The sequence below is a fragment of the Actinomadura sp. NPDC049382 genome (genome assembly GCF_040677125.1).
In the GTDB taxonomy this organism is placed as follows: Bacteria; Actinomycetota; Actinomycetes; order Streptosporangiales; family Streptosporangiaceae; genus Spirillospora; species Spirillospora geliboluensis.
This window is the reverse complement of the sequence record NZ_JBFARO010000030.1, coordinates 1-22,317: the sequence shown is the minus strand read 5'-3', so window position 1 is coordinate 22,317 and position 22,317 is coordinate 1. Positions and strand designations below refer to the sequence as shown.

Below are 22,317 nucleotides of genomic sequence, written 5' to 3'. Positions count from 1 at the left end.
CCGCGAAGGTCCGGCCCCGGCTTCGTGCCGCGCCCCGGTCAGGCGAGGGGGCCCCGCTCGGGGAAGTGGCAGGCCACCGCGCGCCCGGCGGTCCCGTCCAGCGGGGCGAGCGGCGGGCGCTCGACCCGGCAGCGGTCCTGCGCCTTGAAGCACCGGGGGTGGAAGGCGCAGCCGGGCGGAGGGGCGGACGGGCTCGGCGGGTCGCCGCGCAGCACGATGCGCTCCCGCGTCCGCTCCGCCACCGGGTCGGGCAGCGGGATCGCCGACAGCAGCGCCCGGGTGTAGGGGTGCGCCGGGGCGCCGTAGAGCGCGTCGCGGTCGCCGATCTCGACGATCCGGCCGAGGTACATCACGGCGACCCGGTCGCACACGTGCCGCACCACGGCGAGGTCGTGCGCGATGAACACGTACGCCAGGCCGAGGCGCCGCCGCAGCCCGGCCAGCAGGTTGACGATCTGGGCCTGGATCGACACGTCCAGCGCCGACACCGGCTCGTCCGCGACGACGAGGCGGGGGCCGGTGACCAGCGCCCGCGCGATCCCGATCCGCTGTGCCTGCCCGCCGGAGAACTCGTGCGGGTACCGGTCGGCGTGCTCGGCGCCGAGGCCGACGAACTCCAGCATCTCCCGCACCCGCGGGACGGGGTCGGCCTCGCCCTGCGCGCGCAGCGGCGCCGCCACGATGGAGCCGACCGTGTGCCGGGGGTTCAGCGACGCGAACGGGTCCTGGAAGATGATCTGGAGGTCGCGGCGCAGCGGGCGCATCCGCCGCTGCGACAGCCCGGTGATGTCGCGCCCGTCGAAGGTGATCCGCCCGGCGGTCGGGTCCAGCAGCCGGACGAGCATCCGCCCGGTCGTGGACTTGCCGCAGCCGGACTCGCCGACCAGCCCGAGCGCCTCCCCGGCGCGCACCTCCAGGTCGAGGCCGTCCACCGCGCGGACGGCGCCGTGCCGGGTGCGGAACGTCTTCGTCAGCCCGTCCAGGCTGAGCAGCGGCGTCATCCCGCCACCTCCTCACCGGCCGTCAGCAGATGGCAGGCCGCCGGGTGCGGCGCGCCCCGCAGCGGCGGCCGGTCGGTCGCGCACACCGCGATCCGCTCCGGGCACCGCGGCTCGAACGGGCACCCCGCCGGCGGACGCGACGGCGACGGCGGGGCGCCCGGGATCGGGACCAGCTCGCCGGGCGGCCCGGTCAGCCGGGGCAGCGAGCCGAGCAGGCCGCGGGTGTAGGGGTGCCGGGGCGCGGCGAACAGCGCACCGGCCGCCGCGCGCTCCACGGCCCGTCCCGCGTACATGACCAGGACGTCGTCGGCGACCCGCGCGACCACCCCGAGATCGTGGGTGATCATCAGGACGGCGAGGCCGCGGTCGCGCTGGATCCGCGCGATCAGCTCCAGGATCTGCGCCTGGACGGTCACGTCCAGCGCGGTCGTCGGCTCGTCGGCGATCAGCAGCTCCGGCTCGCAGGCCAGCGCCATCGCGATCATGACGCGCTGGCGCATGCCGCCGGAGAACTGGTGCGGGTGGTCGCGGGCGCGCTCGCCCGGGTCGGGGATGCCGACGTCGCCGAGCAGCCGGACGGCGTGCGCGTGCGCCGCGCGGCGCGATTCGCCGAAGTGCAGCCGGCGCGCCTCGGCGATCTGCTCGCCGACCCGGTAGTGCGGGTGCAGCGAGGTCAGCGGGTCCTGGAAGATCATCGCGATCCGGCGGCCGCGCAGCGCGCGGATCCGCTCCCGGCCGGCGCCGACGACCTCGGTGCCGGCGACGTCGATCGACCCGGTCACCCGGGCCCGGTCGTGCAGCCCCATGACGGCGAGGCTGGTCACGGACTTGCCGGAGCCGGACTCGCCGACGATGCCGAGGGTGCGGCCCGCGCCGACGGTGAACGACAGCCCGTCCACCGCGCGCACCGGCCCCCGCGGGGTCGGGAACTCGACGACGAGGTCCCGGACGGTCAGCGGCGTCATGCGTACCTCACCTGGGGATCGATCGCGGCGTAGAGCAGGTCGACCGCGAGGTTGGCGAAGGTGATGAAGAACGCGGCCAGCAGCGCGACCCCCATCACGACCGGCTGGTCGGACTTGTCGATCGCGTCGATGGTGAGCCGGCCGACGCCGGGCAGCCCGAACACGCTCTCGGTGATCACGGCGCCGCCCAGCAGCGCGCCGAGGTCCATGCCGAACACGGTGAGGACGGGGGTGAGCCCGGCCCGCAGGCCGTGCTTGGCGACGACGGTCCGCTCGGGCAGGCCCTTGGCGCGCGCCGTCCGGATGTAGGGCTCGGCCATCGTCTCCACCATCGACGCCCGCGACATCCGCGCGTACATGGCCGCGTACAGCAGCGCCAGCGCCGCCCAGGGCAGGACGAGGTTCCGCGCCCAGCCGACGGGGTCGTCCGCGATCGGCACGTAGCTGGAGTAGGGCAGCAGGCCGCCGAGCTGGACGACCAGGACGGTCAGCGCCATCGCCGTGAAGTAGATGGGCAGGGACGCGGCGGTGAGCGTGCCGACCATCAGCGTCCGGTCGAGCAGGGTGTCCTTGCGCAGCGCGGACACGACGCCGACGCCGACGCCGCCCGCGAGCCACAGGACGGCGGCGCCGACCCCGATCGACAGGGTCGTGGGGAGCCGCTGCATCATCAGGTCCCAGACCGGCATGTTGTTCTGGTAGGAGAACCCGAGGCACGGGAAGTGGCACTGGACGGCCAGGGGCCCCGACCCGTAGGTGCGGCCGGCGAAGATCCCGGCGAGGTAGTCGGTGAACTGGCGCCACAGCGGCCGGTCCAGGCCCATCTGGTGGTGCAGCATCGCGAGCCGCTCCGGCGTGCACGACTTCCCGCACGCCTGCAGCGCCGGGTCGGCGGGGAACACGTAGAAGATCGTGAAGGTGACCGCGCAGATGACGAGCAGCACGCCCGCGACGCCGGCCAGCCGCAGCGCGAGGTAGCGGATCACCGGTCGGCCCCGCGCGGGTCGAGGGCGTCCCGGAACGCGTCGCCGAGCAGCGTGAACGCCAGCACGGTCAGCAGCAGGCACACGCCGGGCACCACGAAGAACGTCGGGTCGACCTGGTACCAGTCGATCGCCTTGGCCATCATCTGCCCCCAGGACGCGTCCGGCGGCCGGACGCCGATGCCGAGGAACGACAGCGCCGCCTCGGTGCCGATGTTGATCGGGATGGTGAGCGTGGCGTAGACGAGCACCGGCGCCAGCAGGTTCGGCAGCACCTCGCGGAACACGATCCGGGTGCGCGGCATGCCGGTGGCGCGCGCGGCGTCCACGAACTCCCGGTGGCGCAGCGAGAGCGCCTGCCCGCGCACGATCCGCCCGATGTAGGGCCAGCCGAAGAAGCCCATGACGACCACCAGCTCCAGCATCCGGTTCGCCTCCGGCAGCACCGACACCAGGGCGATCATGAAGATGAGGTGGGGGAAGGACAGCACGAGGTCCATGGCGCGGCTGATCAGCGCGTCGACCCGGCCGCCGGCGAAGCCCGCGGCGAGCCCGAGGACGGTGCCGGCGACGGTGGAGACGCAGGTCGCCGCGACGGAGATCAGCAGCGAGACGCGGGCGCCGTAGACCGTCCGGCTGAACACGTCGCGTCCGGTGCCGGGCTCGACGCCCAGCCAGAAGTCGCCGTCGATGCCGCCGAACGCGCCCTTGGGCGCCCCGGCGAGCGCCTTGTCGATCTTCTCCGGGTGGAACTCGTTCGGGCCGTGCCCGTTCAGCGCGGTGAGCAGCGGGGCGGCGACGGCCATCAGCACGAACAGCGCGATGATCGCGAGGCCGGCGAGGGCGGCCGGGTCGCGGCGCAGCCGCCCGCCGGCCAGCCGCCAGGGCGACCGGCCGGCGGGCGCCGGCGCGCCGCCCGCCGCCTCGGTGAGCGACGGGACGGCCACTACTTCACCCCGAGGACGGCGAAGTCGAGCTCGCCCTCCCAGATGGGGTGGCCGAACGCGCCGGTGACCTTGGAGCCGTGCAGCAGCGGCAGCTTGTCGTGGATCAGCGGGACCATCGGCGACAGGCCCATCAGGTCGCGGTCGAGCGCCTGCCACCGGGCGGGGTCGTTCGCCGCCACGGCCGCGTCGATCTTCGCGTTGACCCCCTCGTCGTCGAGCTGGGAGACGACGGTGTTGCCCTTCGGCGCGATGGTGCGGCCGTCGAAGATCGGCGGGATGAACGAGCCGGCGGACGGGTAGTCGGCGCACCAGCCGTAGAAGACCAGCTCGTCCTCCTTCTCGATGTCGCCGATGGCGTCGTAGTAGACGCTCTTCGCGACGGAGTTGATCTGGACCTTCACGCCCGCCCGCGCGAGCGCCTGCTGGACGGCCTCCGCCTCGGCCTTGCCCTGCTCGGTGCTGGTCGTGGTCAGGCGGATCGACAGGCCCGCGCTCTTGCCGGCGGCGGCGAGCAGCTCCCGTGCCTTGGCGGGGTCGCCGGTGGGCGGGGCCTTGTAGACGTCCTGGGCCCGCCCGCCGGTCATGGCGGGCGGGAGGTAGGAGCCGGCGAGTTCGCCGACGCCGCTGCCGCCGTGCGCGGTGCGGTACGCCTCCTTGTCGACGGCGAACTGCATCGCCTGCCGCACCTTCGGGTCGTCGAACGGGGGCTTGGAGGTGTTCATCGCCAGGAACCGCGTGCACAGGCTGGTCGCGCTGACGAACCGCTTCTTGACGTCCGGGCGGGTCAGGACGCGGGGCATGCTGGCCGGGGCGACGCTGTAGAGGGTGACGGCCCGCTGGTCCCCGCCCTGGTCGGCGATCAGCCGCTGGTCGATGGTGGGCTGCGCGATGCCCTCCTCGACGACGATCCGGTCGGGGTTGGCCTGCCGGACGCCGTCGGTCGCCTTGCTCCAGTGCGGGTTCCTGACCAGCGCCAGCCTCTTGCCCCGGTCGTAGGACTCCACCTTGTAGGGGCCGGACGAGAACGGCCGCCTGTCGAAGTTGACGCCGGTGTCCTCGGCCTTCGGGACGGGCGCGAACGTCGGCAGCGTCGTGATCTTCGGCCAGTCCATGGACGGTTCCTTGAGCTGGAACACGATGGTCTGCGCGTCCGGGGCCTTGATGGAGGCGAGGCCGTTCTCGTCCTGGTAGGGGCCCTTGTAGCGGTCGCCGCCCGCGAGCATCGTCCTGGCGTAGCCGGGCCCCTCCGGGAGGTCGGGGGCGAAGGAACGCTCCACGCCGTACTTGACGTCGGCGCTCGTGATGGGCGAGCCGTCCTCGAACTTCAGGCCGGGCTTGAGGTGGAACGTCCAGGTCCTGCCGTGGTCGGACGTGGTGCCGGTGCCGGTCGCGAGGTCGGGGACGACCTCGGTGCCCGCCTGGCCGGGCTTCGCGGCGTAGGTCGTCAGCGTCCGGTAGAGCAGCCGGGTGCCGAAGTCCATCGCGAACATCACGTAGTTGCGCTGCGGGTCGAGATGGGCGAAGTCCTCGTTGAACAGGACGGTGAGGGTGCCGCCGGCCTTGGGCGCGGCCCCGTCGCCGCCCGAGCCGCAGGCGGCGGACGCGCCGCCGGCGACGGCCAGCGAGAGGGCGAGGGCGAAACAGGTCCTTACCGGACGTCTCATGGCATCTCCGTGCATCGTCGGGCGGAGTGCCATATAAAATAGTACAGTGCAATTGCACTACAAGGCCCGTTATCGAATCTCCACATCCGGGACAGCACACGGAGGACATGGCCGCCATGGACGACCGCCCCACCGACCGACCCGCCGCCGACCCGCCGGGTCGATCCGCGGCCCCATCCGCCGACCGGTTCGCCACGGGCAGCCATGACCTGCCCGTCTCCGCGGCGCTCGCCTCCTTCATGACCACCGGCTGGGCCGCGCCCGACACGCCGCCCGCCGAGCGGCTGCCGGTCGCGGCCTACGCGGAGAAGCGGCGCGCCGCCCTCTCGGCCCGCTTCCCGGGCGAGCGCCTCGTCCTGCCCGCCGGGCCGCCGAAGGTCCGCAGCAACGACTGCGACCACCGCTACCGCCCCCACACCGCCTACGCGCACCTGTCCGGCGACACCGCGGCGGACACCGGGACCGGCGCCGTCCTGGTGCTGGAGCCGACCGCCGCCGGGCACGACGCCGTCCTCTACCACCGGCCCCGGTCGCCGCGCGGCGACGGCGGCTTCTACCGGGACCGCCGGCACGGGGAGTTCTGGGTCGGCCGCCGCGCCGCCCTCGCCGAGACCGCGGAGCGGCTCGGCCTCGCCTGCGCGCCGCTGGACGACCTCGCCGGCGCGCTCCGCGGGCCGCGCCCCGCCCGCGTGATCCGGGGCGTGGACCCGGCGGTCGACGCGGCGGTCCCGGTCCGGGACGCCGAACGCGACCGCGAGTTCGCCGCGGCCGCCGCCGAACTCCGCCTCATCAAGGACGAATGGGAGATCGCGCAGCTCCAGGCCGCCGTCGACCACACCGTGACGGCCTTCACCGCCGTCGCCGCCGCGCTCCCCCGCGCGACCGGGATGCCGCGCGGCGAGCGCTGGGTCGAGGGGACGTTCGAACGCGTCGCGCGGATGGAGGGCAACGGCGTCGGCTACGAGACGATCGCCGCGTCCGGGGCGCACGCGTGCGTCCTGCACTGGACCCGCAACGACGGCACGCTGCGGCTCGGGGAGATGCTCCTGCTCGACGCCGGCGTGGAGACCGACACCCTCTACACCGCCGACGTCACCCGCACGATCCCGGTCAGCGGCTGGTTCACCCCGCGCCAGCGGCAGGTCTACGACCTCGTCTACCTCGCGCAGGAGGCGGGCCTCGCGGCGGTGCGCCCGGGCGCCCGCTTCCGCGACTTCCACCTGGCCGCGATGCGCGTCATCGCCGAGGGCCTCCAGGAGTGGGGCGTGCTGCGCAGCGCCGAGGAGGCGCTCGACCCCGAGTCGGGCGTCTACCGCCGCTACACGCTGTGCAGTAGCGGGCACATGCTCGGCATGGACGTGCACGACTGCGCGGCCGCGCGCGCGTCCCAGTACCTCGACGCGGAGTTGCGCCCCGGCCACGTCCTCACCGTCGAACCGGGCCTCTACCTGCAGCCGGACGACCTGACCCTGCCCCCGGAGCTGCGCGGCATCGGCGTCCGCATCGAGGACGACGTCGTCGTCACCGAGACCGGCGCGCGGCTGATGTCCGCCGAGCTGCCGCGCCATCCCGAGGAGATCGAGCTCTGGATGCAGTCCCTCGCGGGTTGAGAGCACGCCGGAGGGGCCGTGCCGCACCCGCCACCGGGTGCGGCACGGCCCCGTGTCCGGACGATGTCAGCCGCTGAGCAGCGACACGCCCCAGGTGGACAGGGCCCGGCCGATCGGTTCGTGGATCATGCCGCACCCGGAGTTCGGCCCGCCGCTCAGGATGCCGTGGGCGTAGTTGCCGTAGAACACGCCGCTGCCGCTGTCGCCCGGACCGTCGCACGCCGTGCTCCAGGTCATGCCGGAGAGCGTCCGGTTCGGGTAGGAGACGGTGGCGTCGATCTCGGTGACCGTCCCGCAGGTGTAGCCGGTCGTCGAGCCCTGCTTGCAGACGTATCCGCCGACGTAGTCGGCCTCGCTGCCGCGAACGGGCGTCTCGTACAGCACCCAGCCGCGCGGCCGCCACCAGCCGGGGTCGCCGACCGACACGATCGCGGAGTCGCCGTACCAGCCGAACGTGTAGTCGGCGACGCCCCCGACGTTCTGGTAGCCGTAGCTGTAGGTGGACACGTCCCACCAGTAACCGAGCTCGGCGCAGTGGCCGGCGGTGAGCATGTAGTACCTGCCGCCCGAGTACGCCGTGAACGCGCTGGTGCACCGCGCCCCGCCGGTGAAGATCGCCAGCCCGGAGCGCAGCGGCGGGTCGCACGCGTAGTCGTCGTAGCAGTAGCGCGGCACCGACCGGTGCGCGTACGCGGAGACCTCCACGGCCGCGCCGAACTCGCGCTTCGCCCAGCTCAGCACGTCCTTCTGGGCGCGGGTGAGCGCGGCGCCGCGCACGCCGCCGAGCTTCACCGCGTTGCGGGACGTGACGATGCCGCTCTGGAGGCCGTTCCGGGCGCCCTCGTTGGCCTTGGCGATCCGCTCGGCCAGCGCGTCCGACACCTTCTGGAGGTGGTCGAAGCCGTACCGGACGGTGGTCGTGGCGGTGTCGCCCATGCCGGACGCCCTGGCGGCGGCGCGCGCCTTGGGCGCCGCCGATCCGGCGGTCACGCCGACGGTGAGCCGGCCGCCGTGCGCCTGGTCGATCCAGGCTCCGCCGTAGGCCGCGCCGAGGTCCGCGCGGATCTCGGCGGCGAGCCTGAGCTGGGCGGGTTGCCGGTCGGCGCGGCGCCGCGCCTCCGCCGCGGAGACGCCGTGGTCCTTCGTGATCTGTGTGACGAGTGCCTGCTCGGCCTCCTTCTGGGTCTGTACCTGGGTGCCGGTACGGGGGGACGGGGCGGGGGGCGCGCCGCGGTCGCCCGCCGCACCGGCGCGGGCCGGTGCGGTGAGCGCGGTCGCGGACAGCGCGGCGGCCAGGGCCAGGGCCAGGGCGGCGCGGCTGCGCTTGTGGCGGACCATCCGGGGTTCCTCCTTCGCGGACCGGGGGGAGTGCCACGGCCCGGTGCCGTGGCGTCCGCTGTGCAATGTGAAATTGCACTGTAAAATGTAAAATGGCTCTTGCCAAGGGCCGGTGCGTCCGGTTCCCCGGAGGACGTGCTCAGGCGGGTGGGGTCAGGCGTCCGCGTTCCGGACGTGGTCGAGGTGGCGGGTCATGATGCCGCCGGCGCGTTCGGCGTCGCCGGCGACCAGGGCGTCCAGCAGCCGGAGGTGCTCGTCGGCCGACGCCGCCAGTTCGGCCGCCGCCGCGGGCTTGACGAGCCCGTGCATGCGGGACCGGTCGCGCAGGTCGAGGACCGTCCGGACGAGGGTCCGGTTGCCGGTGAGTTCGAGCAGCTCGGTGTGGAACCGGCGGTCGGCGTCCAGGAACCGGAGGGCGTCGCCGTGCGCCGCCGCCTCCGCGCCCTCCTCGGCGAGGGCGCGCAGCCGCGCGTGGGCCTCCGCGGGCACGGCCCCGGCCAGCCGCACGACCGCGGGGACCTCGACCATCTCCCGGAGCTCGGTCAGCTCGGCGAGGTCGCGGTCGGACAGCGGGACCACCCGGAAGCCGCGGTTGCGCACCGCCTCGAACAGCCCGTCCCGGACGAGGTCGATCATGGCTTCGCGGACGGGCGTGGCGGAGATGCCGAACTCCTCGGCCAGCGTGGGGGCGGAGTAGACGACGCCCGACCGCAGCGTGCCGCTGGCGAGCGCGTGGCGCAGCGCCTCGGCCACCTGTCCGCGGAGGCTGGTGTGGCCGCCGAGGTCCGGAAGTCCGCCCACGGCGTCGGCCACCGTATCCATATGCCTCCTCCTCACCCGCGATCAGAATACCGTTCCACGCGGGCGAAGCCGCAGCGCAGGCGCCGCGCTCACAGCAGCGGGTGGACGTGCGGATGGGCGTGCCACCAGGCGCCGAACGCCGGATGGCGGTCCGCGTGCTCGACGAAGGCGGCGGCGAGGCCCCGGTAGAGGGCCGCGGCGTCCGCGTCGTTCAGCCGGTCCCGGCGCCAGGCGACGATCAGCTTGGCGACCTGCGGCTCCCCCGCCAGCGGCCGGACCACCGTGCCGGGCTGCGGCGGCCACGACGGATCCACCAGCCGCACCCCGTGCCCGGCCGCGACCAGCGGGCATGCGGCGCCGCTCGGCGCCTCGTAGCGCACGACGGGCTCGAAGCCGGCGGCGCGGCAGGAGGCGCGCAGCGACGCCAGCGAGCCGTCGTCGGCGCCGGGCGGGCCGATCCAGGACTCGTCCTTCAGGTCGACCAGGTCGATCTCGTCCCGCCCGGCCAGCGGATGGTCCGCGGCGAGCGCCACGAAGATCGGGTAGCGGGGCACCAGCGTGCGGCTGACCACCGGGGCGGTCAGCGCGACGTCGAAGCCCTCCATGATCCCGAGCAGCGCGGCGTCGAGCCGGCCCCGGTTGAGGGCGTCGCCGAGCAGCGCCGAGGACGGCTCGATGCGCAGCGAGACCTCCCGGCCGGGCAGTTCCCCGCCGACCCGCTCGACGATGCTGCCGACGCAGGCGAGGTGCACGCAGCCGAGGGCGAGGGCCGTGCCCGGCTCCGCCGGCGCGGGCAGCTCGCCGAAGAGGGTGTCCAGCTCCGCCAGCACGGTCCGCGCCCGGGCGACGACCTGCCGTCCCAGCGCCGTCGGCTCCAGGCCCGCGCGGCTGCGCTCGAACAGCCGCCCGCCGACGATCTCCTCGACCCTGCGGAGCTGGCTCGACATGGCGGGCTGCGACACCCCCATCCGCGCCGCGGCCCGGGTGACGCTTCCCGTCTCCGCCATCGCGCAGACCATGCGCAGATGACCGATATCGAGATCCATAGCCGGAAATTATGCACCAGCTGATGCCCGCCGTTCCGGGCTCGCGGCAATACTTCCCGTACCTCTCCGGCAGAAGGGAGCACCACCGTTTCCCCGCCGCCGGAAGGGGGCTCCTCACCGCCTCCCCCTTCCGGCGGTCCGGCCCGCGCCGGGCCGGTACGCCCAGGGAAGGCGATCATGATGACGGACAACTCGCGGATCTCCGGGACGGAGGCCGCCCGGTCAGCGAGCGCCTTTCCGGCGTGGCCGCTGCCGCCCGATCCGACGGCGGCGCCCACCGCGCGGTCCATCGCCGGGCGCCTCTCCGCCGAACTGGAACTCTCCCCGTCCGTGACGGACGACATTCGCACGATCGTTTCCGAGCTCGCGGCGAACGCGGTCCTGCACGGCGACCGGTGGAGCGCCGAATTATGGGCCCGGATCGGCCGGCGGAACCGGCCCCATGTCACGTTCACGGTGTTCGACGCCGGCCCCTGGCGCGGACCGGCCGTGCTCCCGGCGGGTCCCATCGAGCCGTCCGAGGCCTGCCGGGGCCGCGGGCTCGCGCTGGTGAGCGCGCTGACGGCGGAGATCGGCGGGCGCTGGGGCGTGCATCCCGGCCGCGCCCGGCTCGGCGCGCCCGGCGGACCCGGCCGGGACCCGGTCTTCGGCAAGGCGGTCTACGTCGCCGTCCCCCTGCCGCTGAGGTTCTTGATCGTCCCGGAGTTCGGCGCGCCGTCGCGCGGACTCCGCTGAGTCAGCGGCATTCGGGGCGGTCGGCCCAGATGCCGCGGATGTGGCGCAGGTGGTGGCGCGTCAGGGCCTCGGTGCGCGCCGCGTCGCCGTCCGCCACCGCGTCGAGGAGTTCCTCGTGCTCGCGGGCGGACGGCTCCAGCTCGCCGCGCTCCGCCAGCCGGGGGACGCCGTAGAGCCGCGACCTGTACCGCAGCTCGCTCACCAGCCGGACGAGGTGCGCGTTGCCGCCGAGCCCGAGCAGCGCGAGATGGAAGCGGTGGTCGGCCTCGATGTAGGCGAGGACGTCCCGCTCCCCCGCGGCCCGCACGATCGCCTCGGCCAGCGGCCGCAGCGCGCGGACCTCGGCGGCCCGGCCGGACTCCGCGACCCGGACGACGGCCGGAACCTCGATCAGCGCCCGCACCTCGGTGATCTCGTCCAGTTCCCGGTCCGACAGCTCGGTGACCCGGAACCCCTTGTTGCGGACGACGCCGACCAGCCCCTCGCGGGCGAGGTCGATCATCGCCTCCCGGACCGGGGTCGGGGACACCCCGAACCGGTCGGCGATCGCGGGAGCGGAGTAGACCGTGCCCGGCCGCATCTCGCCGCTGACGATCGCGGCCCGCAGCGCGTGGGCGATCTGCACCCGGACGCTCTTGCGCGGGCCGAGGGACGGCAGGTTCAGCATCGCGGTGGGCTCTCCCCTCCGGACGGACGCTCCGGATAGTGACATGTAGTATTGCACTCGCACCTGACCGTCGTCGCGGCGCTACACTGGCTGTTCGTTAAAGCGAACGCTAGCGAGGGGCGGGCCGGAGCGTGAGCGCGTCAGGGGAATCGGTGCGGGACGTGCTGGCGGGCAACCTGCGGCGCGCGCGCCTGGAGCTCGGCCTGTCGCTGTCCGAGCTGTCCCGCCGCTCGAAGATCGGCAAGGCGACGCTCTCGCAGCTGGAGGCGGGCGCCGGCAACCCCACCATCGAGACGGTGTTCAGCCTGGCCCGCGTGCTGGAGGTCCCCGTCTCCGAGCTGCTGGACGGGCAGCAGCCCGCCGGCCTCACCGTGGTCCGCGCGGCGGACGTGGAGGTGCTGCGCGGCGAGGGCGTCGACCTGCGGCCGCTGCGCGGGATCGCCTCCGGCGGCGCCCTGTTCGAGGTGTACGACCAGCGCTTCCGGGCCGGCCGCCGGCAGGACTCGCTGGGCCACGTGGGCACCGAGCACACGATCGTCCAGGACGGGCGGCTCGCCGTTCGGGTGGACGACCGGGACGTCGAGCTCGGCCCCGGCGACTACGTCAGCTTCGACGCCCGGCTCCCGCACTCCTACGCCGCGCTGGACGGCCCCGTCCGCTCGGTCCTGCTCCTGCAGTACGACGCCGACCAGCGGGTCCACTCGGCGCCCTCCGAACCGCCGCACCGCTCCGACGCGCCCTGACGATCCGGCCCGGCCGGGCCGTTGACATCCCGCGCGGGGCCGACGTACGCTCGCAATCGTTCGGTTTATCGAACAATGGGAGCCGTGATGACGCGGGTCGTGGTGATGGGCGCCGGGATGATCGGCGCCGCCTGCGCCCGCGAGCTGGCCCTGGCCGACTGCAGCGTCACCGTCCTGGAGCGCGGCCGTCCCGCCGCCGCGACCACCGCGCACGGCGAGGGCAACGTCCTGGTGTCCGACAAGCCGCCCGGCCCCGAGCTGGAGCTGGCGCGGCTGTCCCGGCGGCTGTGGCCGGGGGTGCTCGACGGGCTCCCCGGCGCCGGGGGCGCGGAATGGGACCCCAAGGGCGGCATCGTCGTCGCCACCACCGAACCGGGCGCCGAGGCACTGCGCGAGTTCGCCGCCGCCCAGCGCGCCGCGGACGTCGACGCGCGGGAGCTGGACGCCGCCGCCCTCGCCGCCGCCGAACCGCACCTCACCACCGACGTGACCGCCGCCGTCCACTACCCCGAGGACGCCCAGGTGCAGCCCGCCGGGGCGGCCACCGCGCTGCTCGCCCACGCGGTGCGGCTCGGCGCCGAGCTGCGCACCGGCTGCGAGGTCCTCGGCGCCGTCACGCGCGGCGGCCGGCTGACCGGCGTGCGCACCCCCGCCGGGACCATCGAGGCCGACGCGTTCGTCAACGCGGCCGGGCCCTGGTCGGGCGAGGTCGCCGCGCGGCTCGGCGTCCGGCTCGACGTGCGGCCCCGCCGCGGGGAGATCCTGGTCACCGCGCCGCGGCCGCCGACCGTCTTCCACAAGGTCTACGACGCCGACTACGTGGGCGCGGTCGGCAGCGGCGACGGGGAGCTGCAGTCCTCGGCGGTGGTGGAGTCCACCCGCGCGGGGACGATCCTGCTCGGCTCGTCGCGCCGCCGGGTCGGGTTCGACGACCGGACGCGCCCCGGCGTGCTGTCGGTGATCGCCCGCAAGGCGCTGCGGCTGTTCCCGTCGCTGGCCGGCGTGCCGGTGATGCGCGCCTACGGCGGGTTCCGCCCCTACGTGGCCGACCACCTCCCGGTGATCGGCGCCGACCCGGCCCTGGCCGGGCTGTGGCACGCCACCGGGCACGAGGGCGCCGGCATCGGGCTCGCCGCCGGGACCGCCGCCGTCCTGCGCGACCTGCTGCACGGCCGCGCGCCCGAGGTCGAAGCGGAGCCGTTCCGCGTCGACCGGCCCGCCGTCAGACCGGAGGGAGCACCCGGATGACCCCGCGACTCGTGCGCGCGGACCGCGACGCCACCGGGCGCCGCGACGTCCCGCTGCGCATCACCGTGGACGGCGCGCCGCTCACCGGCGTCGCCGGCCAGACGATCGCCGGGGTGCTGATGGCGGCCGGCCGCACGGCCTGGCGGGAGAGCCCGTCGGGCACGCCGCGCGGCGTCTTCTGCGGCATCGGCGCCTGCTTCGACTGCCTGGTCACCGTCAACGGCGTCCCCGACGTGCGGGCCTGCCGCCGCCGGGCCCGCGACGGCGACGCCGTCACCACCCAGTCCCGCGCCGGGCGGGAGGCCCGGTGACGCGGCACGTCGCGGTCGTCGGCGCCGGCCCGGCGGGCCTCGCCGCGGCGGCGGGCGCGCTGCGCGCCGGGGCGCGGGTGACGCTGCTCGACGCCGCCGACAACCCGGGCGGCCAGTACCACCGGATGCTCCCGGACGCCTACGCCGCCGCCGCCCCCGGACGCCTGCACCACGGCTGGCGCGGCTTCGTCCGGCTCCGCGACCACGTGCTCGGGCACGCGCGCTGCGACTGGTGGCCGGAGAGCACGGTCTGGGCGCTGGAGCGCGAAGGGGAGGGCGCGCCGCACGTCCATGTGCTGCGCGGCGAGGCCGACGCGATGGGGCGGGAGCGCCGCGTGCTGCGGCCCGACGCGCTCGTCCTCGCGCCCGGTGCCCATGACCGCGTCCTGCCGTTCCCCGGGTGGGAGTTGCCCGGCGTCCACTCCGCCGGGGCCGCGCAGGCGCTGGCGAAGGGCGAGCGGGTCGTGGTCGGCGACCGCGTGCTGATCGCCGGCACCGGGCCGTTCCTGCTGCCGGTCGCCGCGTCGCTGCTGGAGGCGGGGGCGGCCGTCCGGGCGGTATTGGAGGCGAACCCGGCGGCGACGGTCACGCGCGGCTGGACGCGCCGCCCCCGGGAGCTGGCGTCCGAGGCCGGCAAGGCGGCGGAGCTCGCCGGGTACGCCGCGCTGCTCGCCCGGCACCGCGTCCCCTACCGGACGGGCCGCGCCGTGATCGAGGCGAGGGGCGACGGGCGGGTGGAGGAGGCGGTCACCGCGCGGCTGCGTCCCGACTGGTCGGTGGTCCCCGGCACCGAGAAGGCCGTCGCGGTGGACGCGCTGTGCGTCACCCACGGGTTCGGCCCGCAGCTCGAACTCCCCGTCGCGGCGGGCTGCCGGCTGCGCGGCGGCGGCGCGTCCGTCGAGGTGGACGGCGACCAGCGCACCACCGTGCCCGGCGTGTACGCCGCCGGGGAGATCACCGGCATCGCCGGTGCCCAGGCCGCCCGCACCGAGGGGCTGATCGCGGGCTGGGCCGCAGGCGGCGGTGCCACGGACTCCCCCGTCGCGGTGTCAGCGCGCCGCCGCCGCGACCGGGGCCGCGCGTTCGCCGCGCGCCTCGCCGCCGCGCACCCGATCGGCGCGGCCTGGCGCGGCTGGCTGCGGCCCGGCACGATCGTCTGCCGCTGCGAGGACGCCCGGTACGGCGACCTGCTCGACGCGGCCCGCGACCCGGCGGGGGCGTCGGCCCGCGCCGTCAAGCTCGGCACGCGCGCCGGCCTCGGCCCCTGCCAGGCGCGCGTCTGCGGCCCCACGGTCGCCGAACTGCTGTCCGGCGCGGTGGACGCGGCGAACCCGCACCACCGGCCCATCGCCCAGCCGATCCGCCTGGGCGAACTCGCGAATCCCCCCACCGGCACCACTGACCAGGAGGAGAGCGCTCGATGAGCGACACGGAGCTCCGGAGCCTCGGCGGCGTGATCGTCGCCACGGCGCTGCCCTACCGCGCGGACGCCGCCGCCCCCGCCGGGCTCGCCGTCGACTACGACGCCTACGCCGAGCACTGCCGCTGGCTAGTCGCGAGCGGCTGCCGGGGCGTCGGCCCGAACGGGTCCCTGGGCGAGTACTCGGCGCTCACGGACGAGGAGCGGCGCCGCGTCGCGCGGACCGCCGTCGAGGCCGTCGGCGGGGACGGGGTCGTGGTCGCCGGCGTGCACGGCCCCGGCTCCCACCAGGCGAAGCACTGGGCGGAGATCGCCGCCGAGGACGGCGCGGACGGCGTGCTGTGCCTGCCGCCGACCCTCTACCGGGCGAACCCCGCCGAGGTCGTGGCGCACTACGAGGCCGTCGCGTCCGCCGGGCTGCCGGTCATGGTCTACAACAACCCGATCGACACCAAGGTCGACCTGTCCCCCGCCCTGCTCGGCGAGATCGCGCAGATCGACGGCGTCGTGGCGGTGAAGGAGTTCTCCGGCGACGTCCGCCGCGTCCTGGAGATCAAGGAGACCGCGCCGGGGCTGGAGGTCGTCGCGGGCGCCGACGACGTGGTGCTGGAGTCGCTGCTGATGGGCGCGACCGGCTGGTTCGCCGGCTTCCCCAACGTGTTCCCCGCCGCGTCCGCCCGGCTGTACGAACTGGCCACGGCCGGAAAGCTCGCGGAGGCGCGCGCCCTGTACGAGCCGCTGGTGGCCGCGTTCCGCTGGGACTCGCGGACCGAGTTCGTCCAGGCCATCAAGCTCGGCATGGACCAGGTCGGCCGGTACGGCGGCCCGTGCCGCCCGCCGCGCGGCCCCCTCACCGCCGCGCAGCGCGCCGCCGTCACCGCCGACATGGACCGCGCCATCGCCGCGCTCCGGGACGAGGCCGCCTGATGCGCTCCGTCCGGTCGATCACCGCCGTCGACTCGCACACCGAGGGGATGCCGACCCGCGTCGTCACCGGCGGCGTCCCGCCCCTCCCCGGCGCGACCATGGCCGAGCGCCGCGACCACGCCGTCCGGCACCTGGACGGGCTGCGCCGCTTCCTGGTGGACGAGCCGCGCGGCCACGCCGCGATGAGCGGCGCGCTCCTGCAGCCCCCGACCCGGCCGGACGCGGACTGGGGCGTCGTCTACATCGAGGTCAGCGGGTTCCTGCCGATGTGCGGGCACGGCACCATCGGCGTCGCGACCGTCCTGGTCGAGACCGGGATGGTCCCGGTCACCGAGCCGGAGACGGTCGTCCGGCTGGACACCCCGGCGGGGCTGGTGGAGGCGCGCGTCGCCGTCCGCGACGGCGTCGCGGAGCACGTCACGCTCCGCAACGTCGCCTCGTTCGCGCTCCGGCGGGACGCCGCGGTGGCGGTGCCCGGTCTCGGCGACGTCCGCTACGACCTCGCCTACGGCGGCAACTTCTACGCCATCACCGACCTGGCGCCGCTCGGGCTGCCGTTCGACCGGGCCCGCAAGGACGACATCCTCAAGGCCGGGCTGGCGGTGATGGCGGCGATCAACGACGCCGATCCGCCCGTCCATCCGGCCGACCCGCTGATCGCCGGGTGCAAGCACGTCCAGTTCCTCGCGCCCGGGTCCACGGCGCGGCACTCCCGCAACGCCATGGCGATCCATCCCGGCTGGTTCGACCGGTCGCCGTGCGGCACCGGGACGTCCGCCCGGATGGCGCAGCTCCACGCGCGCGGCGAACTGCCGCTGCACACCGACTTCGTCAACGAGTCGTTCATCGGCACCCGGTTCACCGGGCGGCTGGTCGGCACCGCCGACGTCGCCGGGGTCCCCGCCGTCGTGCCCGAGTTCACCGGACGCGCCTGGATCACCGGCACCGCCACCTACCTGCTCGACCCCGCCGACCCCTTCCCCGAAGGCTTCGTGCTCTGACGGGTCGCGGTCCGGCGGGTCAGCCGAGGGTGGCGGCGTCGATGACGAACCGGTAGCGGACGTCGGACGCCAGGACCCTCTCGTACGCCTCGTCGACCTGGTCGGCCGCGATCAGCTCGATCTCGGCGCCAAGCCCTTCCACCACCCGGTCGTCGGGGACCTGCTCCTGACCTACGAGTCCATGGAGCTGCCCGCCGACGACCTCACCGTGGTCGCCTACGGCGCCGAACCCGGCGGCGACTCCGCGGAGAAGCGGAGAAGCTGCGCCTCCTGGCCAGCTGGGTCGCCGAGCAGGCCGAGCACGAGCCCGCGCTCGGGGACTGACCGGCGCCCCGGTCAGTCGAGGCAGAACTCGTTGCCCTCGGGGTCGGCCATGATGATGTGGCCGGCGCCGAGGGGCGGGGCCGGCTCGTGGCGCCGGAGGCGGGCGGCGCCGTGCGAGACGAGACGGTCGGCCTCGGCTTCGAGGGCCGCCATCCGGTCGTCGCCCTGGAGTCCGGGGGCGGCGCGCACGTCGAGGTGGACGCGGTTCTTGACCTGCTTCGGTTCCGGGACGCGCTGGAAGAACAGCCGCGGGCCGGCGCCGTCGGGGTCGACCACCGCCGAGGCGTCGTTGCGGTTCTCCGGCGGGACGCCCATGGCCTCCAGGGCCTCGTCCCAGGTGGCGAAGCCGCCGGGCGGGTCCTGCAGCCGGTAGCCGAGGGCCTCCGCCCAGAACGCCGCGAGGGCGGCGGGGTCGGCGCAGTCGAAGGTGATCTGGACGTCGCGGGCCATGTCAGCGCGCCTCCTGGTTCTGGTTCCGGTTCTGGTTCTGGTGCTGGTGCAGGTACAGGTCGCGGAGCAGGCACACCTCGCCCAGGTGGTGGATCACCTCGCGGTTGATGTGCAGGACGAGGGTCGCCATCGGGTACTCGGTGTACGGGGCCTCCGCCTCCCCGCAGGGGCGGGCGAGGCCGGTCTCGCCGAGCGACTCGACCCCGTCCAGCCAGGCGGCGTACTCGGCGTCGAGCTGGGCCAGCGCCTCGGCGGCGGTCGCGGCGTACGGGAACGACCCGTAGTCGGTGGGCGTCCGGCCGAAGTGGCCGGCGTTGCGCACCGCGAGGACGCCGACGATCACGTGCGCGAGCCGCCAGGCGATCGTGGTGAACGGCGGCGGGTCGGGCGGCGGGAACGCGAAGTCGATCGGCGGGTCGCCGCCGGGGCGGACGGTCCAGCAGCCGGGCACCGGCTCCCAGAAGTACTCGTCGTCGGTGAGCCCCTCCAGGCGGGCGCGCAGCTGGTGGTCCCAGTGCCAGGTGAGCTGCTCCCGGAGCAGGGAGTTCATGGTCGGGTCGGTCATGGCTCCAGCCTGGCGGCAATAGCGGACAGGTTCGTTCCGCGATCTGTGGGACGATGCGCGGATGGCGGTGGAGGCGACGGCCGAGCGCGTGCTGCGGCTGCTGGGGCTGCTGCAGCGGCGGCCGTCCTGGACCGCCGCCGAGCTGGCGGACGAGCTCGGGGTGACCGACCGCTCGGTGCGCCGGGACGTGGAGCGGCTGCGCGCCCTCGGCTACCCGGTGCGCGCGGCGGCGGGCGTCGGCGGCGGCTACCGGCTCGGCGCGGGCACCCGGCTGCCGCCGCTGCTGCTGGACGACGAGGAGGCGATCGCCACGGCGGTGTCGCTGCGGCTGGCGTCCGGTGGCACGGTCGCCGGGTCGGGCGAGGCGGCGCTGCGCGCGCTCACCAAGCTCGACCAGGTGATGCCGCCCCGGCTGCGCGCGGAGGTGCGGGCGGTGCACGGCGCCACCGACACCCTGGCCGCGCCGGGCGTCGAGGTGGATCCGGAGCTGCTGGTGACGCTCGCGCGGGCATGCCGCGACGCCGTGCGGGTGCGGTTCCGCTACGCGGGGCGCGGCGACGCCGACCGGGAGCGGACGGTGGAGCCGGTGCGGATGGTCGCCACCGGCCGCCGCTGGTACCTGATGGCCTGGGACGTCGACCGCGGCGACTGGCGCACCTTCCGGCTGGACCGGATGCGCGCGGCGGCCGCGACGACCTGGCACTTCCGGGCGCGGGAGCATCCGGACCCGGCCGCCTTCGTGCAGCGGGCGGTGGCCGAGGCGCCGTACCGGCATCTGGCCCGGGTGCGGCTGCACGCCCCGCCCGGACGGGTGCGGGAGCTGGTCCCGCCGCAGGTGGGGCGGGTCGAGGACGACCGCGACGGCTGGTGCGTCCTCGTCGTCGGCGGCGACGACCTGGAGTGGCTCGCCGTGCGCGTGGTCGGGCTGGGCTTCGAGGCGGAGGTGCTGGAGCCGCCGGAGCTGCGCGAGGCCGCCGCCCGGCTCGCCCGCCGCCTCGGCGCGATGGCCGCCGGCTGAGCGGCCCGTCATCCGGGCGCGGCCCCTCCTTCGGGCGCCGCCCGCTCTTCCGGCGCGGCCTGCCATGCGTCCGCGGACGGCAGCAGCCGGGGCGCCACGGCGGCGCCGAGGGTCGCGGCGGCCGCCGACAGTGTCACGACCGTCCAGGCGCCGGGCCCGAGCGGGGTGCAGCCGAAGAACTGGCTGATGCCCGGCGTCTCGACGATGCCGAACAGCGCGGCGGCGGAGACGGCGCAGGTGGCCAGCAGCAGCGGGCTGTGCCAGCGGGCGATGAGGGTCTGGCCGAGCTGGGCGCCGACGAGCGCGGCGAGGCCCATCGTGGAGGCCCGGCGGCGGCCGCCGGGGACGAGCCCGGTGAGCCGCCCGGTGTGCCAGGACGCGAGGGCTGCGGCCGCGGTGGCGGTGCCGCGCACGGCCAGCACCCGGCCCATGTCCTGGCCGGTGAACCCGCGCACGGGCGCGGTGCCGAGCGGTACCTCGTCGGCGGGCCGCGGGTCGGCCGGGGTGATCGCCACGGCGAGCGACGGCAGCATGTCGGTCAGCATGTTCACCACCAGCAGCTGGCGGGTGCTGAGCGGGGCGTTCCCGCCGAGCGCCGTGCCGAGGACGGTGAAGGCGACCTCGCCCGCGTTGCCGCCGACGAGGATCGCGGCGGCGTCGCGGACGCTGTGCCACAGCGCGCGGCCCTCGCGCAGCGCGTCCAGGATGAGCGCGGTGTCGGGCGCGGTCAGGACGAGGTCCGCGGCGTTGCGGGCGGCGCCGGAGCTGCGCCCGGCCACCGCGATGCCGACGTCGGCGCGGCGGATGGCGGCGGCGTCGTTGGCGCCGTCCCCGGTCATCGCGACGACCCGGCCGACCCGGCGCAGGTCCTTGACGATGCGCACCTTGTGGGCGGGGGTGACGCGGGCGAACACGGCGGCCCGCTGGACGGCCCGGCGCCGCTCGCCGGCGGGCATGGCGTCGAGCTCGGCGCCGGTGACGACCTCGCCGGCGCCCGGGATGCCGAGCTCGGCGGCGACGGCCGCGGCGGTCGCCGGATGGTCGCCGGTGATCATGGTGACCCGGATGCCCGCCTCGTGCAGCCGGTGCACGGCCTCCTCGGCGGTGGGGCGCGGCGGGTCGGCGATGCCGATGAAGCCGAGCAGCGTCAGGTCGGCGACGTGGTCGGCGATCTCGCCGCGCGCCTCGGCGGGGCCGGCGACGGGCCGCTCGGCGATGGCGAGGACGCGCAGCCCCTCCCCCGCCAGCCGCCGCACCGTCGCGGCGGCGGCGCGGCGCCGGGACGCGGTGAGCCGGCCGCCCTCCCCGTCGAGCCGGCTGCACTTGGCCAGCAGCACCTCGGGCGCGCCCTTGACGGCGATGACCCACCGGTCGCCGTCGCGGCCGAGCGAGGCGGAGAACCCGCGGGTGGTCTCGAAGGGCAGCTCCTCCTCCAGCCGCCACCGGCGGTCGGGCGGCAGGCTGCGGGCGCGTTCGAGGACGGCCCGGTCGGTGGCGTGCGGGGCGGTCCGGCCGCCGGGCGGCGGGCAGGCGCGGGCGGCGACCCGCAGGACGCGCCGCGCGTCGTCGCCGGTCAGCGGGAGGGCGCGGGCGGGCCCGGCGGCGCGGACCAGCCGGAGCCTGCCCTCGGTGAGCGTGCCGGTCTTGTCGAAGCAGAGGGTGTCCACCCGGCCGAGCGCCTCCAGCGCGCGGGTGGAGCGGACGAGCACGCCGAGCCGGGACAGCCGACGCGCTGCGGCGAGCTGCGAGACGGTCGCGACCAGCGGCAGCCCCTCCGGGACGGCGGCGACGGCGACCGCGACGCCGGACCCGAGCGCGCTGCGCAGCGGCAGCCCGCGCAGCATCCCGAGCACGGTGACGGCCGCGCCGCCGAGCGCTGTCGCGGGCAGGGCCTGGTGGGTGAGCTCCGCCAGCCGCGTCTGCATGCTGGCGGAGGCGTCGGCGGCGCCGGCGAGCGCGGCGGCCCGTCCGGTCTCGGTGGCGTCGGAGGTGGCGACCACCACGGCGGCGGCCTCGCCCGCGACGACGATCGTGCCCTCGTAGACCATGCAGTGCCGGTCGGCGGGCTCGGCGCCGGGGCACGGCTCGGTGCCCTTGTCGACGGGGACGGACTCGCCGGTGAGCGTGGCCTCGTCCACCTCCAGCGACTCGGCCCACAGCAGCCGGGCGTCCGCCGGGACGACGTCCTCGGAGCGCAGCAGGATCACGTCGCCAGTGCGCAGGCTCGCGGCGGTGACGCGGTCGCCGCCGGCGGTCCCGAGCCGGGCGAAGCCGTCCGGGCCCCGCACGGTCTCCAGCGCGGCGGCGGGCACCCGGCGGGCGTGGATCTGCTGGCCCAGCATCAGCTCGCCGAGGGCGCGCTCGGCCCGCATCCGCTGCGCGCCGCCGATGAGGGCGTTGCCGGTCATGACGCCCGCGACCAGGGCCGCGTCCACGCTGGACCCGACGACGGCGGAGGCCGCCGCGCCGAGCGCGAGGATCGGGGTGAGCGGGTCGTCGAGTTCCTGCCGGACGGCCGCGGCGAGGCGCAGCCCCGCGCGCAGGGGCCCGGCC

Annotated in this window: 21 protein-coding genes and 1 pseudogene; 9 read left to right on the top strand and 13 right to left on the bottom strand. The window is 75.7% G+C overall.

Going from position 1 to position 22,317, the window contains the following annotated elements; genetic code table 11:
- Positions 1-38 precede the first annotated feature (38 nt).
- The 5 genes from AB0K34_RS19925 to AB0K34_RS19905 are packed head-to-tail and all read right to left on the bottom strand — an operon-like array spanning position 39 to position 5,560.
- Complete coding sequence (locus tag AB0K34_RS19925) at positions 39-1,001, bottom strand: ABC transporter ATP-binding protein (RefSeq protein ID WP_301176048.1); 963 nt, start codon at positions 999-1,001, stop codon at positions 39-41.
- Complete coding sequence (locus tag AB0K34_RS19920; RefSeq protein ID WP_364550183.1) at positions 998-1,966, bottom strand: ABC transporter ATP-binding protein; 969 nt, start codon at positions 1,964-1,966, stop codon at positions 998-1,000. Before AB0K34_RS19920 ends, AB0K34_RS19925 begins: the two co-directional genes overlap by 4 nt.
- Entirely contained in the window at positions 1,963-2,952 is a 990-nt protein-coding gene (locus AB0K34_RS19915) for an ABC transporter permease (protein ID WP_301176047.1), read from the bottom strand. Before AB0K34_RS19915 ends, AB0K34_RS19920 begins: the two co-directional genes overlap by 4 nt.
- On the bottom strand, positions 2,949-3,896 hold the full coding sequence (locus AB0K34_RS19910) for an ABC transporter permease (protein ID WP_138635952.1): 948 nt from the start codon (positions 3,894-3,896) through the stop codon (positions 2,949-2,951). The genes AB0K34_RS19915 and AB0K34_RS19910 overlap by 4 nt, the downstream gene beginning before the upstream one ends.
- Positions 3,896-5,560, bottom strand: coding sequence for an ABC transporter substrate-binding protein (locus AB0K34_RS19905; protein WP_138635953.1), 1,665 nt, complete (start codon positions 5,558-5,560; stop codon positions 3,896-3,898). Before AB0K34_RS19905 ends, AB0K34_RS19910 begins: the two co-directional genes overlap by 1 nt.
- A gap of 107 nt (positions 5,561-5,667) precedes the next feature.
- Between AB0K34_RS19905 and AB0K34_RS19900 the strand changes: the two genes are divergently transcribed.
- Positions 5,668-7,170, top strand: a complete 1,503-nt coding sequence (locus AB0K34_RS19900; protein ID WP_364550180.1) for an aminopeptidase P family protein — start codon at positions 5,668-5,670, stop codon at positions 7,168-7,170.
- A 66-nt stretch (positions 7,171-7,236) separates the two neighbouring features.
- On the opposite strand, the gene AB0K34_RS19895 is transcribed toward AB0K34_RS19900, so the two are convergent.
- From AB0K34_RS19895 to AB0K34_RS19885, 3 genes are all read right to left on the bottom strand, one after another.
- Positions 7,237-8,508: a S1 family peptidase gene (locus AB0K34_RS19895; RefSeq protein WP_364550178.1), complete on the bottom strand. Its 1,272-nt coding sequence runs from the start codon at positions 8,506-8,508 to the stop codon at positions 7,237-7,239.
- A gap of 153 nt (positions 8,509-8,661) precedes the next feature.
- Positions 8,662-9,330, bottom strand: a complete 669-nt coding sequence (locus AB0K34_RS19890; protein WP_364550176.1) for a GntR family transcriptional regulator — start codon at positions 9,328-9,330, stop codon at positions 8,662-8,664.
- A 68-nt stretch (positions 9,331-9,398) separates the two neighbouring features.
- Positions 9,399-10,355 (bottom strand): LysR family transcriptional regulator, encoded by a 957-nt coding sequence (locus AB0K34_RS19885; protein ID WP_138635956.1) that lies wholly within the window; start codon positions 10,353-10,355, stop codon positions 9,399-9,401.
- A 177-nt stretch (positions 10,356-10,532) separates the two neighbouring features.
- Between AB0K34_RS19885 and AB0K34_RS19880 the strand changes: the two genes are divergently transcribed.
- Positions 10,533-11,090, top strand: coding sequence for an ATP-binding protein (locus AB0K34_RS19880; protein WP_364550174.1), 558 nt, complete (start codon positions 10,533-10,535; stop codon positions 11,088-11,090).
- A gap of 1 nt (position 11,091) precedes the next feature.
- Here AB0K34_RS19880 and AB0K34_RS19875 read toward each other — a convergent pair whose 3' ends face one another.
- Complete coding sequence (locus AB0K34_RS19875) at positions 11,092-11,757, bottom strand: GntR family transcriptional regulator (protein WP_364550172.1); 666 nt, start codon at positions 11,755-11,757, stop codon at positions 11,092-11,094.
- Between the two features lie 131 nt (positions 11,758-11,888).
- Here AB0K34_RS19875 and AB0K34_RS19870 point away from each other — a divergent pair, with 131 nt between their 5' ends.
- The 6 genes from AB0K34_RS19870 to AB0K34_RS19845 all read left to right on the top strand — a co-directional run bounded on the left by AB0K34_RS19870 (position 11,889) and on the right by AB0K34_RS19845 (position 17,407).
- Positions 11,889-12,500, top strand: a complete 612-nt coding sequence (locus AB0K34_RS19870; RefSeq protein WP_364550170.1) for an XRE family transcriptional regulator — start codon at positions 11,889-11,891, stop codon at positions 12,498-12,500.
- Between the two features lie 87 nt (positions 12,501-12,587).
- On the top strand, positions 12,588-13,748 hold the full coding sequence (locus tag AB0K34_RS19865) for an FAD-dependent oxidoreductase (protein ID WP_364550168.1): 1,161 nt from the start codon (positions 12,588-12,590) through the stop codon (positions 13,746-13,748).
- Positions 13,745-14,059, top strand: a complete 315-nt coding sequence (locus AB0K34_RS19860; RefSeq protein WP_138635960.1) for a (2Fe-2S)-binding protein — start codon at positions 13,745-13,747, stop codon at positions 14,057-14,059. The genes AB0K34_RS19865 and AB0K34_RS19860 overlap by 4 nt, the downstream gene beginning before the upstream one ends.
- Positions 14,056-15,483, top strand: coding sequence for an FAD/NAD(P)-binding oxidoreductase (locus AB0K34_RS19855; protein ID WP_364550166.1), 1,428 nt, complete (start codon positions 14,056-14,058; stop codon positions 15,481-15,483). The genes AB0K34_RS19860 and AB0K34_RS19855 overlap by 4 nt, the downstream gene beginning before the upstream one ends.
- Positions 15,480-16,406, top strand: a complete 927-nt coding sequence (locus tag AB0K34_RS19850) for a dihydrodipicolinate synthase family protein (RefSeq protein WP_138635962.1) — start codon at positions 15,480-15,482, stop codon at positions 16,404-16,406. The genes AB0K34_RS19855 and AB0K34_RS19850 overlap by 4 nt, the downstream gene beginning before the upstream one ends.
- Complete coding sequence (locus AB0K34_RS19845) at positions 16,406-17,407, top strand: proline racemase family protein (RefSeq protein ID WP_364550164.1); 1,002 nt, start codon at positions 16,406-16,408, stop codon at positions 17,405-17,407. Before AB0K34_RS19850 ends, AB0K34_RS19845 begins: the two co-directional genes overlap by 1 nt.
- A 19-nt stretch (positions 17,408-17,426) precedes the next feature.
- Here the strand turns inward: AB0K34_RS19845 and AB0K34_RS19840 are convergent.
- From AB0K34_RS19840 to AB0K34_RS19830, 3 genes and pseudogenes are all read right to left on the bottom strand, one after another.
- Positions 17,427-17,543, bottom strand: a pseudogene (locus AB0K34_RS19840) (alcohol dehydrogenase); the annotation flags it as partial.
- Between the two features lie 200 nt (positions 17,544-17,743).
- Positions 17,744-18,181, bottom strand: coding sequence for a VOC family protein (locus AB0K34_RS19835; protein WP_138635964.1), 438 nt, complete (start codon positions 18,179-18,181; stop codon positions 17,744-17,746).
- 1 nt (position 18,182) lies between these two features.
- A complete protein-coding gene (locus AB0K34_RS19830) occupies positions 18,183-18,746 on the bottom strand; it encodes a DinB family protein (RefSeq protein WP_364550162.1) in 564 nt (187 codons plus the stop codon).
- A gap of 61 nt (positions 18,747-18,807) precedes the next feature.
- Between AB0K34_RS19830 and AB0K34_RS19825 the strand changes: the two genes are divergently transcribed.
- Positions 18,808-19,764: a YafY family protein gene (locus AB0K34_RS19825; RefSeq protein WP_364550160.1), complete on the top strand. Its 957-nt coding sequence runs from the start codon at positions 18,808-18,810 to the stop codon at positions 19,762-19,764.
- 8 nt (positions 19,765-19,772) lie between these two features.
- On the opposite strand, the gene AB0K34_RS19820 is transcribed toward AB0K34_RS19825, so the two are convergent.
- On the bottom strand, positions 19,773-22,317 hold a 2,545-nt coding region (locus tag AB0K34_RS19820; RefSeq protein WP_364550158.1), incomplete at its 5' end, for a cation-translocating P-type ATPase.